Raw genomic sequence first — 15,820 nt, forward strand, 5'->3', positions numbered from 1 at the left:
ACGCAAAATGGCCCGCGCATTGGCGGGCCATTCTCGGAAAAATAGGGTTAAAACCTCGTTAGAAGTCCAGGCTCACCGCATATTCGACTGTTGGATTGCCCATGTGGTCGGCGCGCATGTTCAGGCTGCTGGTTCCAGCACCTTTGGCAAACTGGCGCTCGAGCCCAAATCCGATGCGAGCGGTCACATGATCGCCTGACTTGTCAACGTTCAGCATCAGCTTCTGCAGGTGCGTTTTGTCCTCGTTTTCTTTGACAAAATCGAAGCCCGCGCCGGCTCCGCAGCGGGTGTCCATATCGTCAAAAGCATCGCAGAACGCCCGCAAGGTAAACGCCGTTTCCGCATCCAACCCATCCCACAGGCCTTGGCCGTCATGCGCTTGGGTCAGGTCATTACTGAACCGTGCCTCGACAAAGAGGCGTCCGCTCGAAACGCTGCCGATGTCCAAGCTGGCATCTTCGGTGAAGGGGCCGCTGGTGGCCGTCACGTCGGTACTTGTTTCGGGCGTATAGAAACCGTCCAGACCAATACGCGGGGCGATAATCGTGTCTCCGGCCTTCATTTCGCCCGACAGGGCAACACCGCCGGTCACGCCAAAGTAGGTGAAGTCTCCTGTGGCGTTGATGGTCTGATCGCGTGCGAAGTCCAGATCGTAGCTATGTTTGCCCGCAACCGCCCCAAGGTGATAGTCGAAGAACAGCCGCTGATAAGGGCGGCTCGCGCCGTAGAGACCCGCATTCAGGCCAAAGCCGTTGATTTCGCCCTCTGCCAGAGTATCGACGGTGGTGCGCGTGACATAGCCGCCGATGTAGCGGCCCGATAGCCGATCGCTGTCGTGCAGCTTTTCACGGCGGTGGTTGAAGGTCAGCATCAGCTGCGTTCCCAGCGCTTCGTCTTGGCTAAAGACCAGATCCGCTGCGTTAATCGTCCACGTCAGGCTTTCCGCATCGAAACGATCGCTTTCGTACGTGGCGTCCAAGGCAAAGGCGCCAGCCGATGCTTCGATGCTTCCGCTGAGTGGGTCCTTGGTCTCATAGGACCGCAGTGCCGAGCGATCTTCGATGGCCGTTTTCATCCGCTCTAGCGCACTTGCCCGCCAGCCAGAGACCATTTCGGTTTGGCGCTGCATCGTCACGCGGATGTCGTCCTCGATTACGGCGATTAGGTCGTCCTTGATCTGGTCGATCAGGCCCGCGCTCAGCTTCGTGACCGTTGCGGTGCCATTGCCTGTGCCCTCGCTAGTGTTCCCCGTTGGTGCGCTCTCGTATACATACGTGCCGCCCAAGTCCGTGCCCGTCGGGGTCGCGCCGGTGACAGCGTTCGATCCCGCAATCAGATCCGCCGTCAGAGTGGCAAGGTTTTCGACTTTGCCGCGCCGCAGATCCGACGAGGTGAGCGCATAACTCGCCGTATAGGTCCATGTCTCGCCAGCGTTCAGCACGGCATCATCGGTGACGCCTGCCACAGCGGTCAACGTCTCGTTCGAGGTCAGCGGATCGTCCAGAACCACAGTGTCGTAGTCCAGATCGCCTGTGTTCTCGACCGTGATGGTGTAGTTGATCACTTCGCCAACTGCGGGCCGCTCAGACAGGGCGCTGTCATCGGCCACCTTGGTGACACGCAGGCCGGTCGAGAAACTGGCTGGGTCCATCGCGATGTGGTTGTGGATCACACCCTTGGACAGGGTTGCCTGATCGGTCCAGTCGCCAAAGGTGAAGTCGAAGGCCAAATAGTAGGTTTCGTCTCCGGTTGCTGCGTCCGGTGCATCGACCGAGGCAACGATCTCTTCAACTCCGAAGCCGAGCGACGTGGTCAAGGACCCTGCCTGAGGCGGAATGATCTGGGAGATGAAGCTGTAGCTCGGGTGGCTGACCTCCAACGAGTAGGTGCCGGTTTGGGCGGGTGACTGCAACAGGAACGAATACATGCCATCTGCGCCTGTCACGACGTTGTTCGCGTCGCCCGCCACGGTGTTCAGCCAGCTGTCAGGCACGGCACTGCCATTGTGCAGCAGGGTGACGGTGGCCCCTTGGATCGGTGCGCGGCTGATCGCATCGTAGATAACCCCACTGGGGTCGACCACGATTGCGTCCACGTCATTGACAACACGGTCTGCGCCAGCGGCGACCTCAATGCCTTCGACCAAGTCGCCGTTTGCGGCCCCTTTGCTTGAATGCGAGTGGACGGCCGCGCCTTCGGGCGGGACAAAGCAAATCGCGTAGGTCCCTTGCTCAAGCTGGATAAAGGCATAGGCGCCGTCACTGCCGGTCACGGTTGTTGCAACCTCTTGCCCCGTATTCGAGTCGATCAGGATCACAGTCACACCGGCTTTGGCATTCTGCCCATCCGTCACGTGGCCTGAAATCGACCCGAGGAAGGTGATGATTTCTTTGTCCGTGTCAAAGGTCGGGCCGGACTGATCGCTGACCACGGCTGCTGCTGCAGTTCCACTTGCGGTAGCCAAGTTGGACACATAGCCACGGTCCAGATCGGGGATCGACACGTCGTAGGTCAGCTCGAATGTGACGCTATCGACAGCACCCGGTGCGAGCGACGCAATGGTTTGAGGGACAGTCCCACCAAACAGCGGATCATTGACCTGCACATTGGTCAGAGTGACGTCGCCGGTGTTCTTCACTTCTAGAAGATAGGTGATTGTGTCGCCCAAAGAGGTTCCAAGCACGCCATCGTCATCGTTCAATACGCCTGATTTGCGGAGCGCAATGGCAGGGGTGCCCAAGATCGGGGTGTCGATGGCTTGGTCCACGGTGTCAGAAATATCTTCGCTGCCATTCTTGCGGCGCTTTCCATTTTGGTCTGCGTCGTGCCACGCGGTCGCCGTCGCGCTGTTTGTCACGCCGCCCGCGTCTACATCTTCCTGTGTCACCACGTGGGCAAAGGACAAGACGCCCACTGCGCCGGGCAGCAGGGAGTTCATATCCGAGCCGCTGGTAAAGGTCAGCGCAGGCAATGCAGGCGAGAGGGGCGTGCCGTCCTGACGTGCAAAGTCCTCTTCTACAGCGACGCCCTGCAGCGTGACGTTGCCGGTGTTCTCGGCGGTGACGGTGTAGGTCAGCGTATCCCCAAGGCTCACTGCGCCGTCGTTGTCGCTATCGGTGTGGGCGACGGATTTGCTCACAGTGATCGCAGGGGCGCGGGTCAGGGGTGTGACGGTCGCGCTGTCACCGGTGCCGGTTGCGCTAGAGGTGTCCGTGACGTCGTCGGTGCCCGAGGGGCTGTCAGCGGTGACGGTGGCGGTGTTGCTGACGTCGCCTGCGTCGATATCGGCTTGTGTGATTGTGTAGGTCGCGGAAAACGTGCTGCTGTCGGACGCGCCAACGGCGAGGCTGGCCAAGGTGCCTTGGACAGTCACCATGGGATCGGTGATCTCGATATTCGAGAGGCTGACGGCGCCGGTATTCTCGACGGTGAAGCTGTAGGTGATGGTGTCGCCCGCATCGACCCCGTCGCCGCCATCGTTGAGGGTTGCGGTCTTGGTCAGCGCAATCGCACCAGTGGTGCCGATGGCGGTTGTCACACGGCTGTCGGTGGTGTCTGTCGCGTCCTCGGAACTGTCCGAGGCCCGCTGGCTGTCCCCATTCAGGTCGATCCACGCAGATCCCGAGGCCGCGTTGGAGAGCCCGCCCGCGTCCACATCATTCTGATCGATGATGTGGGCAAAGGTCGCCGACGCCGTCCCGCCGGGCAGGAACGCGCTGTCGCTGCTGCCCGCGCTATAGGCGATGGCCGACAGGGTGGCGTTCAGCGCCGTGCTGTCTGCACGCTGGAAGTCGTCGGTGAGCGTCAGGCCCTGCAGCGTGACGTTGCCGGTGTTCTCGGCGGTGACGGTGTAGGTGAGCGTATCCCCAAGGCTCACTGCGCCGTCGTTGTCGCTATCGGTGTGGGCGACGGATTTGGTCACGGTGATCGCAGGGGCGCGGGTCAAATTGCGGATCGTCGCGGAGCCGTTCCCGGTTCCCGCCGTCGCGTTTCCTGTCGAGGCACTTTCAACTGTGAAGGACGTGTTTGCTACGCCGTCGGTGCTGAGGGCGTCGATGCTGGCAATGTTGGAGATTGAACCACTGTCGATGTCGGCTTGGGTCAAGTCATAGGACACGGTGAATGTTAGGCTATCGCCAACTTCAAGCAATGCGCCATCCGTCGTGCTGCTGCCGCTGCCGGATTTAACGGGCGTGCCCAAGGACAAAGACGCATTTGTGCCAGTGCCATTGGTCAGGGTGTCGGACCAACTCAGGTCGTAGAGCGGGACGTTGCCGGTGTTGGTTGCGACAATAGTGTAGACCAACGTGTCGCCCACGTCGGCGCCGTCGCTCAGGGCAGCGTCGTTAACGCTTTTTAGAACCTGCAGGGTTGGCACTGGTGTGACGCCATTCGTGATGATCAGTTCATTGGTGGTGCTGTCTTCGAGCAACCATCCTGCCGCATTGTAGATCATGGCCGAGACATCGTAAGTGCTGCCTGCGGTCAGTTCGTTGCCAGCGGGAATTTCGATGCTCCAGGTGCCCGCGTTGCCGTCATCGCTAGGGCCCGTCACGCCGTTTGAGGTCATGTAAACTTGACCGTTGATCAGAATGACGAGGTATTCGCCGGATTGCAGGGTTACCGCGCCAGTGACTACAGGGGTCGTGTCCGCAGTGGTCTGGGAATTCACCGTTATCGGACCAAGCGGTCGCTGGCTGGACGCTGTCGACAGATAGGCGTTCAGCGCGTCTAGAATGCCCGAGCCATCGGCTGAGCCACCCACATCATCGCCAGTATCAATGCCGCGCGGGGCACTGGTCAGGGGTTTGATGTCCGACAAAGATGTCCCGAACTTGGATACACCGAGGTTCGATGCCCCTGTGATGTAGTAGGTCGTTTCGCCGCCTGTCGTCGTATACACAGAGCTGTTCGGATCCAGATCGGCGACGTCCTCCATCATGATGCCAGCGGGAAGGGTCGTGCCGGTGGGGGTCGTCAGCGCGATGGTCGCCACGTTCGAATTCGGCAAGAAGCCGAAGAGCTTCAGGTTGCCTTGTTCCTTAAGTTGCCAGCCAATCCGGCCCGCGATGTCGTAAATGATACTACCGCGGCGCAGGCGCAACGTACCCGCCACATCGTTGCCTTGGGCGCCAGATCCGATGAATTCTCCGGTTGCACTGACCTGCGTAAAGAAGGTCGCATCGAAGCCAAGGTCAGCAAAAGTGACGACTGTGTCTGCGTCCTGATTATTGGATCCGCGCAGCCCTACGAAACCTTCGTTAAAGGGGACGGTGACAACCTCTGCCCGCGCAGCGGTCACAAGGCCGAGTGCAATCAGCGTGCTAATGACGAAGAGTTTGATGCGATGACTCACGGGCGGTTCTCATTTTGGCAAATATGCGATTGCCATAATGTAACCTAAGGGGAGCCATTGGGTTCAGGCTCCCATGGGGGGACGCCCCCCTATGAATTATGCGGCCTGTGTCTATCGAAAGACTGCTGTGAGTTAAGCTGGTCATAATTGGCGAAACTTGAGAACGGAAGCTCTGTGCGATCCGGTTAATCCGTTGGGGCCTAGCCGCAGATGAGACACTGCATCAAAAGGTATTTGGCGTGTCCCATTTGAGATGCCAGAATGTGCCGCAACCGTGCGACGGGCCTCTTGGCGAAAGAGGAATTTAGAAAGTGCGACCGCCCTGTTGTAGAAAGAGCGGTCGCGCAATTCAGAAGAACGCGATGTCATCTATTAGAGCTTGGCTGTCCGTCAGCCCTTGGATCACGAGTTTGTCTTTGCCGAAGTCCAGCGTGACACTGTCGACGCCGATGACGGCGAACTCTGACAGCAGTTGGGCCTTGCGGAAGTCTCCTGCCCAAAGGTCAGTGTCGAGAACGATGGTGTCGATGTTGTCTTCGAAATCCAAGATCGTGTCGATGCTGTCCCCTTTGCTAAACTCAAAGCGGTCTTTTCCAGCGCCCCCTTCGAGCCAATCCCGACCCTTGCCACCCGACAGACGATCATTGCCTGATCCGCCATGCAGGGTGTCGCTGCCGCCCCCACCGTTCAGGATGTCGCGGCCGCCATCTCCGAACAGCTCGTCGTTGCCCCCGTTGCCATTCAAAAAGTCACGTCCGCCGCCCCCCTTCAGGACATCAGATCGACCGCCACCCGAAAGCGTGTCGTTTCCACCACCTCCGACAAGGCTGTCATTCCCGCCGCCGCCGTTCAGAACGTCATGACCACGGCCCCCCTGTAGTGTGTCGTTGCCGCCATTCCCTACCAGAGTGTCGTTGCCTGCCTCGCCGACCAGCCGGTCATGGCCTGCTTGCCCTTTTAGCAGATCGTTTCCAGTTCCACCGCGCAGGGTATCGTTCCCTTGGCCACCCATCAGGGTGTCGTCGCCGCTCAAACCCGAGAGGAGATCGTTACCGCGCAGCCCTTCGATCAAATCGTCCCCGATATCGCCCGAGATGGCGTTGTCCTTCCCATCCCCTTGCAAGATCAGATCACCGGGCGTGGTCAACGAGCCGAGTGTCTCGATCGGAGCGTCGATAAAGTTCACGTTGACCGACAGATCTGCGACCTCGACCTGACCAGCTGCGCTGTTTCCGGTGAAGTTGAACACGAGCAGGTCATCTAAAACGCTGTCAAAGGCCGGAGAGATCGTCGCCGAAACCGTGATCCCCGAAGTTGTTGAGTACTGAGAGCTCGAGATGCTGCCTGACCCAACAAGCGAGACATCCTCAAGGCGCATATTCTGACTAGAGAAGGTTACGGAGACGCGAATAGTGCTGCCAGCAACGACAGTTTGATCGCCGGTCGAGAGCGTGGCCGTACCGTTTGCTCCCTCTTGGCGCAGTTCGAGTGACCACGGCGTGACATCGGTGACTTTGATCAGATCGAGCCGATAGGGGTGTGCGCCGGGTGTTCCCGTTGCCCGGATGCCTGAGAACAGGAAATGCGGCGCGCTGGTGAGTGCCGTAAAGGAGGCAGTCCGCAAGGCGTTGTTCTCGTCGAAAATGTCACCGAAACTGTTAAAGATCAGCCCGAGGTATTCGCCCTCGGGCCCGCGGACGTTGAATTGGACGTTACTTTCGAAGTGAGTTGGGTCTGCAACAGTGAGTTGTACTTGGTACGTGTCTCCGGCATCCAAATCGGCAACAAATGTATCGTAATCAAAGTCCCAAGATGCATCGGCCTGAAGGTAGGCGAGCGTTGGGGCATCTTCGGATATCAGCCCCACAAGATAGGATGGATCATCGAAAAATGACATAATTTCAGTTGTTAATGGGGATAGTGAGTCGCCCGACAAGTCAAACGTCGGGGTTTCGGCTACAATCTTCATTTAGGGGAAAGGTCTTTCTATTGGTCACATAGGTCGGACATCGAACCAAGGTGTGATCCGATGGGCGCAGCCTAAGGACCTTAGACCTAATTGCAACTTCAGGTTACATTTAATGTCGACGGGCGCCCGAAATAGCGGGCTTACGAAATTGTTCTGTTGGGGTGCAGAAGAGAAGCGTTTCGTCTGCCGCGGGCATCAATCCATTCAAGAGGAGCTAATCGGGGCGAACTCCGTCAGAGTAGATCTGAGCCAGTCACAAAAGCGCCGAACCTTGCGACGGTTTAGGTGGGACTGCGGGCACACAAGCCACAGGGATTTTTGTGTCATCGGGCTAGCACCGCTGATAGCCCGCACCAAGTGGCCGCTGGCAATCTCGGCCGAGGCAGTCAGGCAGGACTCCAGCGCCAGCCCATGTCCATTTGCGGCCAGATCAATCGACATATGCGCGCGGTCGAACAGCACGCGGCGAGGTTGGCTCGGCATGGGGTGGCCTTGATGTTGGAACCAGTCGGACCATTGCACCACATTCTTGACCGAGTGGATCAGGCGGTGCCCCTCCAGATCGGCGGGCCTGAGCGACCCTGCGGCCGCGTAGTCTGGCGAACACAGGACCTCCATCGGCTCGACCGCTAGGCATTCCACGTGTAGCCCGCGCCATGGGCCTGCGCCATGGCGAATTTCCAGATCAATATTTTCGCGGGCAAAATCGGGCGGCTCATTCGTCGCGTCGAGGCGCAACTCGATATCCGGATGCAGTTCCAGAAACTGATCCAGTCGCGGCATCACCCATTTCGTCGCAAAGGTCGGCGCGATCCGGACGTTGAGCGCGGTATAGGAGTTCAGACCCCTCATCCGCTCGGTCGCTGCTGTGATCCGGTCGACCTCGTCGCGGATCATCTCGTAGTACCGTTCGCCCGCTTCTGTAAGTACGGACTTGCGTCCTTTGCGGCTAAACAGCCGCACGCCGATATGGGTCTCGATAATCTGGATCTGTTGGCTGACCGCAGACGGCGTAACCCCAAGGATTTCAGCAGCCTGCTGCATGCTGCCTGTGCGGGCGGCGGCGTGAAATGCGGTGATGGCGCGAAAGGGAATACTCATTAAGATTAGATAATCTAATGAGTCAGCCCTGAAAAGTCGTTTGTTCTTAGGTATTATGTCTGCCTAGAGTTGAGGAAAGCGGACTGGCCAAGGTTGGAGGAGGGCATTGATCAGACTGCGGCACCTGCGCGACGCTGCGCCGGTTACCAGAGGAATTTAAATAGGTTACCCGCCGTGGGGTGCGTTTGCGCACTCTCTGGGTGTGCCTGCCTCTGGGGCCGATTGGTGCCGCGAACCGCCTGTCCTCCCGAGGAGTGCAGAATGAACCTATACACCAAGTTGGCTGCCCGTCAGGCGGAAGGCAATCCGATCCGCGTCGGTCTGATTGGCTCTGGCAAGTTCGGGTCGATGTTCCTGAGCCAGGTGCGCAATATCCCCGGCATGCATCTGGTTGGGATTGCGGACCTGTCTGCCGAGCGCGCGAAAAAGGCCATGATCAACACCGGTTGGGACACGGACGCGGCTGTTGCCTCGACGCTGTCAGATGCGATGAACAGCGGCAAAACTTGCCTGACCGAAGACAGCGCTGAACTGATCAAGACCCCCGGTATGGAGGTGATTATCGACGCGACAGGCAATCCCGCCGCAGGCATCCGCCACGCGCTGCTGGCTGCAGAAAATGGCTGTCACATGATCATGGTGAACGTCGAAGCTGACGTGCTGGCCGGTGCCTATTTGGTGCAGGAATTTGACAAGGCCGGACTAGTCTATTCGATGGCCTATGGCGACCAGCCCGCGCTGGTTTGCGAGCAGATTGATTGGGCGCGCGCCTGCGGCTTCAAAGTCGTCGCGGCTGGCAAGGGCACCGAATACTTGCCTGAATTCGCGCAATCGACCCCCGACACTGTGTGGGGCCACTATGGTTTGACGCCGGAGGAGGCCGAGGCCGGCGGGATGAACCCCCAAATGTTCAACTCTTTCCTCGACGGGACCAAATCCGCGCTGGAGATGGCGGCGATTTCGAACGCGGCGGGGTTGCTTGCGCCGCGCGATGGTCTGCTGTTTCCCCCCGCAGGTGTCCATGATCTGCCCGAAGTGCTGAAGCCACGGGCCCATGGCGGGATGCTAGAGCAGGCGGGGATGGTCGAGGTGGTCTCGAGCCTTGAGCGTGACGGGCGTCAGGTGATCGGCGATCTGCGTTGGGGTGTTTATGTGACGCTAGAGGCCAGCGACGAAGAGGGCAAAGGGGCCGACTATGTGCGCCGCTGCTTCAAGGAATACGGCGTGACCACCGATAAGTCTGGTCGTTATGCCACGCTCTATCGCCCATCGCACCTGATCGGTCTGGAATTGGGGATCAGCGTGGCCAGCGCAGCCTTGCGCGGGGAACCCACGGGGCGGACCAACGGACTGGTGTCCGATGTGGTCGCCGTCGCGAAAAAGGGCCTGAAACCCGGCGATATGCTGGACGGCGAAGGTGGGTACACCGTCTGGGGACGGATCGCGCGGGCCGAAGACTCGCTGGCGGCCAAGGCGCTGCCCATCGGTTTGGCCCATGGAATGAAGCTGACCCGCGAGGTGCCCGAAGGCCAGATGGTCAGTTGGGACGATGTCGAGGCCTCAGACAGTCAGGCCGTCACCGTCCGCCGCACCATGGAGCAGGCGTTCAGCAAACAGCTTCTGGCCGCCGAATAGGGGTTCTCTCCCGCCCTGTCGATGCTTCGGGATCGGCAGGGTTGGAGGGATCAGCCTTGCGTCACACACCATTCGAATTCGCGAGCCCGTGGCTGAGGAGAGCTGCGGAGATCGCAAAAACTGGCCTCTCATGGAGAGGGGAGGCCGCAAAGGGAGGAAGACCTATGACCAAAACGCTAAAGTTGATCCTGTGTAGTACGGTGCTTGCCGCAGGAACTGCGTCGGCCGACACAGTCACCTTGCGCATTCAAACGCACCAAGCGCCGGAGTCCGCGTCCGGCCGCATGGTGCAGGGCTTTGTCAAGGATGTGGAAACCATGTCCGGCGGCTCGCTCGATATCGAGATGTTCTACAGTTCGGCTGTTGTGGCATCGGCCGAGGCGTTCTCTGCCGCGGCGAACGGCATTCTGGACTGCGACATGACCAACGGGAGTTATCAGACCGGTCTCAACCCCGCGTTCCAGTTCGTGGCGGACACGATGGGCGGCTATGACACGCCACTGCAGTACCACGCATGGCTGAAAAACGGCGGCGGGATCGAAGCGATCAACGAACTCTACGAGCCTCAGGGCATGTACTATGTGGGCGGGTACCTTGGCGGGCAGGAGTCGTTGAACTCGACACGTCCTCTGAACGGGATCGAAGACTTGCAGGGCTTCAAATTCCGCTCGCCCCCCGGGATGGAGTCCGAGATTTTCGCAGAGCTCGGCTCGACACCGATTGTGATGGACTTCACTGAGATCTTTACCGCGTTGGAGACAGGGATCATTGACGGGGCGGATGCCTCGACGCTGGCGAATAACGTGGGCCTTGGCATCTATGACATCGCCAAACACACCACCTATCCCGGCTTCCACTCGATGTCTGCAGACCATCTGGCATGCTCGACCTCTGTGTGGGAGGGGCTGACCGAACAGCAGCAAGAGATCATCAGAACCGCGATGGACTCCATGGCTCTGAAATTAATGACCTTGACACTGGTCGAAAACGGCGAGGCGCTGGCAACCCTGCCTGACCAAGGCGTGACGATCTACGATTGGTCTGCCGAAGATCGCGCGACCTTCCGTGAGGCGGCCATTGGACGGTGGGATGAGTGGGCAAAGAAAACCCCAGAGACCCAGAAGCTGGTCGACAGCCACAAGGCGTTTTTGAAACGCATCGGCTTGGGCGGCGAGTAATCGTTTCGACGCGGGCCGGATCGTCCGGCTCGTTTCCCACTGGCTAGGATCGCTGCGCCCCTCCTCGTGTCACTCGCGGAGGGGCGTTTTCGTGATCTCTACAGATGCGCGCTTTCGTCTGTCACTCTTTCTTTTCACGGGCGTGGATGACACGGTGGCGCCAGAGGTTGAGGGTTATTTCAGAACAGAGGTATGCGATGAACCGTTTTTCCCTAGCAGGTAAAACCGCGCTCGTGACGGGCGCAAATACGGGGATCGGCGCCGCGATCGCGGTGGCGCTATCAGGCGCGGGCGCGCATGTGATCGCAGCGGGGCGCCGCAGCTGCGCCGATACTGTCGCCTCAGTGGGCAGTGGCGAGGAAATGCTGCTGGATTTCACCGATCCGATGGCTGCCAAGGACGTCTTCGCAAGCCGTCCCATCGACATTCTCGTCAATAACGCCGGGATCATTCGCCGCGCCGATGCCGTCGATTTCACCGAGGCGGATTGGGACGACGTGATGGACGTGAACGCCAAGGCGCTGTTTTTCACCTGTCAGGCCTTTGGCCGCGCGGTCATCGCCCGTCAGGCGACGGGTAAGATTGTAAACATTGCCTCGCTTTTGTCTTTTCAGGGCGGCATTCGGGTCCCTTCCTATACCGCGTCAAAGCATAGCGTCGCAGGATTGACCAAGCTGCTGGCGAACGAATGGGCTGCCAAGGGCATTAACGTGAACGCGATTGCGCCGGGATATATCGAGACAAACAACACTGCAGCGCTTCGCGCCGATCCTGACCGTAACCAGGCCATTCTGGATAGGATTCCGGCAGGACGCTGGGGGCATGCCCAAGACATTGCGGATTCTGCGGTGTATTTGTCTGCACCAGCCTCGGACTATGTGCATGGGACGATCCTGAACGTGGATGGCGGGTGGTTGGCGCGGTAACCAAACCGCGCCTCCCCGTCATCACTCAGGGTCTGCCATCACCAGAAGCTCAAACGTCACGCAAACTGGTGACTGGCCGGGTGTGATCGTGCCGCCGAACTGGTTTCCCGCAGGGTCAACGCAGCGCATCGGCAGAGACAGGGTCCGGTTCCAGCGCGCTTGCGGGTCAATCAGTACCTCTGAGATCGGAGAGGCCATGGGCGGGCTATCCTCAAACACAGCCCCGATCAGGCTACCGATCCCGTAGACGGTCGCGCGTGCGAAACCGGCCTCTTGGGTCATTGCGCTGATCGTCCCGTGGATATCTGCGTGGGGGCTGACTTTGGCAATAAACGCATTTCCTTTCGCCTCGCCGCCGGTCGGATGGAAAATCGGAAATAGGGTTTCCGCGTTCATCGACACATCAAAGACCCCGCCCTTGAACGCGATGAGCGTGACATCGCAATCGTCAGAGAGTGTCACCGCGTCAGGCAACAGGTGTCCAATCTCGGTCCCGGTCTCCGACGTCCAGATCGCGTGACAATGCAGCCACCATGCGCCGTCTTTTCGGCCGACAATAGCGGTTCCCGCCTGGATGTGACCTGACCTGCGGCTGTGCGTGGCACTATACCATGCCGCGTGGACCCCATCGTTGGATGGCCCCGGCATGACGAAATCGAACGGACCCATTTTTAGCCCGTCTACCACCATCACGCCGCTGTCGCAGCCTGCCGCGTCCATCGCGTCGGATACGGCCTGCATGAGCACTGCGCCCTTGGGCAGGGTGACTCTGACCTGCCGCGCGGTTCCCCGCGCGACGGAATAGGGCTCGGGCGATGGGGGTCCGGGGTGGTGGATCGCGTCGCGGCTGGTCATGACAACTCACCGGGCCAGAGGCCTTGGACCTCCAGTTCCTCTCGGACGAGTTTCTTGGTGACCTTGCCGTAGCCGGTTTTCGGCATCTCGGGCAGGTAGATGTACTGGCTCGGCAGCTTGTATTTGGCCAGCTTGGCCGCGAGCAGGGCATTTAGTTCTGCCTCGTTCACGTCATGACCGTCGTCCAAGACGCAAACCGCCAGCCCGACCTCGCCCCATGTGCGGTGCGGACAGCCAAGGATCGCGACTTCGGACACTGCGGGGTGGGTCAGCAGCAGTTCTTCGATCTCGCGCGGGTACACGTTCGACCCGCCCGAGATGTACATGTCCGAGGCACGCCCCGTGATGTAGAGATACCGCTGTTCGTCCAAGTGCCCCAGATCGCCCGTGCGGAACCACCCATTGCGAAAGGCTTTTTCGTTCGCGCCGTCGTCCATGTAGTACCCCGCGCAGACGGCGGGACCGGCGACGCAGATTTCACCGGTTTCATGGGGGCCAAGGATTTGGCCGTCATCCCCTTGGATCGAGACATGCAGGCCCGTGCGTTCGATCCCGCAGGTGCCAACGCGGGCCTCGGGGCCGTCCTCGATGTGATGGTCATGGCGGGGCAGCACGGTGATCGCGCCCGTCACTTCGCCAAGGCCGAAGTATTGCACCAGCACATGCCCCAGCTTGCGCAGGGCGTGCTTCTGATCCTCTCGGTACATCGGCGCGCCCGCGTAGATCACGTAGCGCAATGAACTGTGGTCATAGGCGTCCACGGCAGAATGCTCGGTCAGCATTTTGACGATGGTCGGCACGGTGAACATGTTGGTCACCTTGTAGCGCTGGACCAGTTCCCACGCGGCGTCAGGGTCGAACTTGCCTGCAGGCACCAAAACGCTGGCCGCCCCAGCCGCGATCTGGACCAACTGGTGCATCCCCGCCCCGTGGGACAGGGGCGCAACCACAAGGCTCACGTCGTCAGGCGTTGTTGCGGGCATCAGGTCGTTCAGGTGGTTCAAGGTCACGAAGCCCAGTTGGCCATGGGTCAGAACCACTGCCTTGGGGCGCCCCGTGGAGCCAGAGGTGAAGAACAGCCAGCACGGGTCATCCCGATCCACATCAGCGTTCATCACGTCCTGCCCCATGTAGTCAGCGATCAGTGCTTCGTACTCGGTGCCAAAGCCGCTGCCGATACAGACCACATGCTCTAGCTTGGGGGCGGCCTCGGTGCAGGCGGTGGCGTGGCCAGCAAAGTCCTGTTCGCAGAACATCAGGGACACGTCGGCCTTCTGGCCCAGATAGGCGACCTCGTCCGCGCGTTGGCGAAAGTTCGACGGCACCCAAACCGCGCCCACCCGCCAGCAGGCCAGCATGATTTCGGTGATCTGGTTGTTGTTCGGGGATTGCACCAGAATGCGGTCGCCGTGTTGCACGCCAAACCGATCCTGCATTGCGGCGGACAGCGCGCTGACACGGGCATCGAGTTGGCCCCAGGTAATCGTCAGGTCATCCCAGATGATTGCGGGCCGGTCCCCCAGACGCGCGGCATTGCGGGTCAGGAAATGCGCAAGGTTGGTGGTGCGAGTGCTCCACGGCAGCTTAGGGTCGCGGTTCGATGTTGCGCTCATTTCACGCGCTCCATGATCGAGACGTAATTCGCCACTGCCGCGCCGCCCATGTTAAAGACGCCCGCCATGGTCGCGCCGTCAATCTGCATGGTGCCCGCGTCGCCTGCCAATTGCATCGCCGCCATCACGTGCTGGGACACGCCCGTCGCCCCCAGCGGATGCCCCCGCGATTTCAGCCCGCCCGAGGGGTTCACCGGCAGCTTGCCGTCACGGCGAGTGACGCCCTCGCGGATGACACGGCCACCTTGGCCACGCGGGGCCAGACCCATCGCCTCGTATTCCAACAGCTCGGCAATAGTGAAGCAGTCGTGGGTTTCCACAAGGCTCAGGTCATCCAAGGTCACGCCCGCCTCGGCCAGTGACTTCTGCCATGCGCCCCGTGCACCTGCGAATTCCGTGGGGTCGCGACGGGACAGAGCCAGAACGTCATTCACCTGATTGCGCGCGCGAAAGGAGATCGCCCGCTCCAGATCCGCGGCCACATCGGGATGGGCGATGACCAGCGCCGCCGCCCCGTCCGAAATCAGCGAGCAATCCGTGCGTCGCAGGGGCCCCGCGACCAGCGGGTTCTTGTCACTGACGGTGTTACAAAAGTCGACGCTGAACTCTTTGTGCATGTGGGCGTAGGGGTTCAGCATGCCGTGAGCATGGTTCTTGGACGAGATCATCGCCAGTTCCAGACTGTGGTCCCCGTTGGCCTGAAAATAGCTGCTGGCGATCTGGCCAAAGACACCGGCAAAGCCGTTCTCGGACTCGCACTCTTCGGCGCGGTAGGAGGCAGTCAACATGATGTCACCGGCCTGCGATGTGGGCGTGGTGGTCATCTTTTCCGCCCCGACAACCAGCGCGATCTTGCCCCGTCCGGCGGCCACGAAATCCATCGCCGCATAGAGCGCGGCCGACCCCGTGGCGCAGGCGTTTTCCAGATGCATCGCGGGCACGTGGGCCAGCTCGGGAACGGCCATCCCGACCAATGACCCCTCGAATGCCTGAGGCGAGAAGCCGTTGTTGTAGACGCCGACATAGATGCCATCGACGTCCGCCGCCTCGACCCCTGCGTGGGTCAAGGCATCGGGCACGACGCTGGCGATCAGGTCGATCAGATTGTCCTCTGGCGCTTTGCCGAATTTACTGTGGGCCCACCCCACGATTTGCGGATGATCCATGGTTCTTCCTCCCCTCGAACC

9 protein-coding genes are annotated in these 15,820 nt (G+C 60.2%); 3 read left to right on the top strand and 6 right to left on the bottom strand.

Annotated features, from left to right (window positions below):
* Nucleotides 1-58: 58 nt before the first annotated feature.
* The 3 genes from BM225_RS12780 to BM225_RS12790 form a co-directional block, all read right to left on the bottom strand.
* The gene (locus BM225_RS12780; RefSeq protein ID WP_092464757.1) at nucleotides 59-5,356 is read right to left on the bottom strand and encodes a beta strand repeat-containing protein; all 5,298 of its coding nucleotides are present in this window, start codon (nucleotides 5,354-5,356) and stop codon (nucleotides 59-61) included.
* Between the two features lie 349 nt (nucleotides 5,357-5,705).
* Complete coding sequence (locus tag BM225_RS22320; protein ID WP_092464793.1) at nucleotides 5,706-6,734, bottom strand: calcium-binding protein; 1,029 nt, start codon at nucleotides 6,732-6,734, stop codon at nucleotides 5,706-5,708.
* Nucleotides 6,735-7,529: 795 nt separating this feature from the next.
* Complete coding sequence (locus BM225_RS12790; protein ID WP_092464758.1) at nucleotides 7,530-8,426, bottom strand: LysR substrate-binding domain-containing protein; 897 nt, start codon at nucleotides 8,424-8,426, stop codon at nucleotides 7,530-7,532.
* Nucleotides 8,427-8,687: 261 nt separating this feature from the next.
* On the opposite strand from BM225_RS12790, the gene BM225_RS12795 reads away from it, so the two are divergent.
* The 3 genes from BM225_RS12795 (at nucleotide 8,688) to kduD (ending at nucleotide 12,165) form a co-directional block, all read left to right on the top strand.
* Nucleotides 8,688-10,061, top strand: a complete 1,374-nt coding sequence (locus BM225_RS12795) for an NAD(P)H-dependent oxidoreductase (protein ID WP_092464759.1) — start codon at nucleotides 8,688-8,690, stop codon at nucleotides 10,059-10,061.
* A 164-nt stretch (nucleotides 10,062-10,225) separates the two neighbouring features.
* Nucleotides 10,226-11,239, top strand: coding sequence for a TRAP transporter substrate-binding protein (locus BM225_RS12800; protein ID WP_092464760.1), 1,014 nt, complete (start codon nucleotides 10,226-10,228; stop codon nucleotides 11,237-11,239).
* Between the two features lie 197 nt (nucleotides 11,240-11,436).
* Entirely contained in the window at nucleotides 11,437-12,165 is a 729-nt protein-coding gene (gene kduD / locus BM225_RS12805; RefSeq protein WP_092464761.1) for a 2-dehydro-3-deoxy-D-gluconate 5-dehydrogenase KduD, read from the top strand.
* Nucleotides 12,166-12,186: 21 nt separating this feature from the next.
* Here the strand turns inward: kduD and BM225_RS12810 are convergent, their stop codons facing one another.
* From BM225_RS12810 to BM225_RS12820, 3 genes are read right to left on the bottom strand one after another with little or no spacing between them, the layout of a single operon-like run.
* Nucleotides 12,187-13,020, bottom strand: a complete 834-nt coding sequence (locus BM225_RS12810; protein WP_092464762.1) for a PPC domain-containing DNA-binding protein — start codon at nucleotides 13,018-13,020, stop codon at nucleotides 12,187-12,189.
* Entirely contained in the window at nucleotides 13,017-14,633 is a 1,617-nt protein-coding gene (locus BM225_RS12815) for an acyl-CoA synthetase (RefSeq protein WP_072703115.1), read from the bottom strand. The genes BM225_RS12810 and BM225_RS12815 overlap by 4 nt, the downstream gene beginning before the upstream one ends.
* Nucleotides 14,630-15,799 (bottom strand): acetyl-CoA acetyltransferase, encoded by a 1,170-nt coding sequence (locus tag BM225_RS12820; protein WP_072703118.1) that lies wholly within the window; start codon nucleotides 15,797-15,799, stop codon nucleotides 14,630-14,632. Before BM225_RS12820 ends, BM225_RS12815 begins: the two co-directional genes overlap by 4 nt.
* Nucleotides 15,800-15,820: the final 21 nt, after the last annotated feature.

Origin of the sequence: Donghicola eburneus, assembly GCF_900115865.1 — a bacterium.
Lineage (GTDB): Bacteria > Pseudomonadota > Alphaproteobacteria > Rhodobacterales > Rhodobacteraceae > Donghicola > Donghicola eburneus.

Excerpts from the sequence above, each read along its gene's own strand:
- BM225_RS22320 (WP_092464793.1), bottom strand. The coding sequence starts at position 6,734 with ATGCGCCTTGAGGATGTCTCGCTTGTTGGGTCAGGCAGCATCTCGAGC.
- BM225_RS12790 (WP_092464758.1), bottom strand. The coding sequence starts at position 8,426 with ATGAGTATTCCCTTTCGCGCCATCACCGCATTTCACGCCGCCGCCCGC.
- BM225_RS12795 (WP_092464759.1), top strand. The coding sequence starts at position 8,688 with ATGAACCTATACACCAAGTTGGCTGCCCGTCAGGCGGAAGGCAATCCG.
- BM225_RS12800 (WP_092464760.1), top strand. The coding sequence starts at position 10,226 with ATGACCAAAACGCTAAAGTTGATCCTGTGTAGTACGGTGCTTGCCGCA.
- kduD (WP_092464761.1), top strand. The coding sequence starts at position 11,437 with ATGAACCGTTTTTCCCTAGCAGGTAAAACCGCGCTCGTGACGGGCGCA.
- BM225_RS12810 (WP_092464762.1), bottom strand. The coding sequence starts at position 13,020 with ATGACCAGCCGCGACGCGATCCACCACCCCGGACCCCCATCGCCCGAG.
- BM225_RS12815 (WP_072703115.1), bottom strand. The coding sequence starts at position 14,633 with ATGAGCGCAACATCGAACCGCGACCCTAAGCTGCCGTGGAGCACTCGC.
- BM225_RS12820 (WP_072703118.1), bottom strand. The coding sequence starts at position 15,799 with ATGGATCATCCGCAAATCGTGGGGTGGGCCCACAGTAAATTCGGCAAA.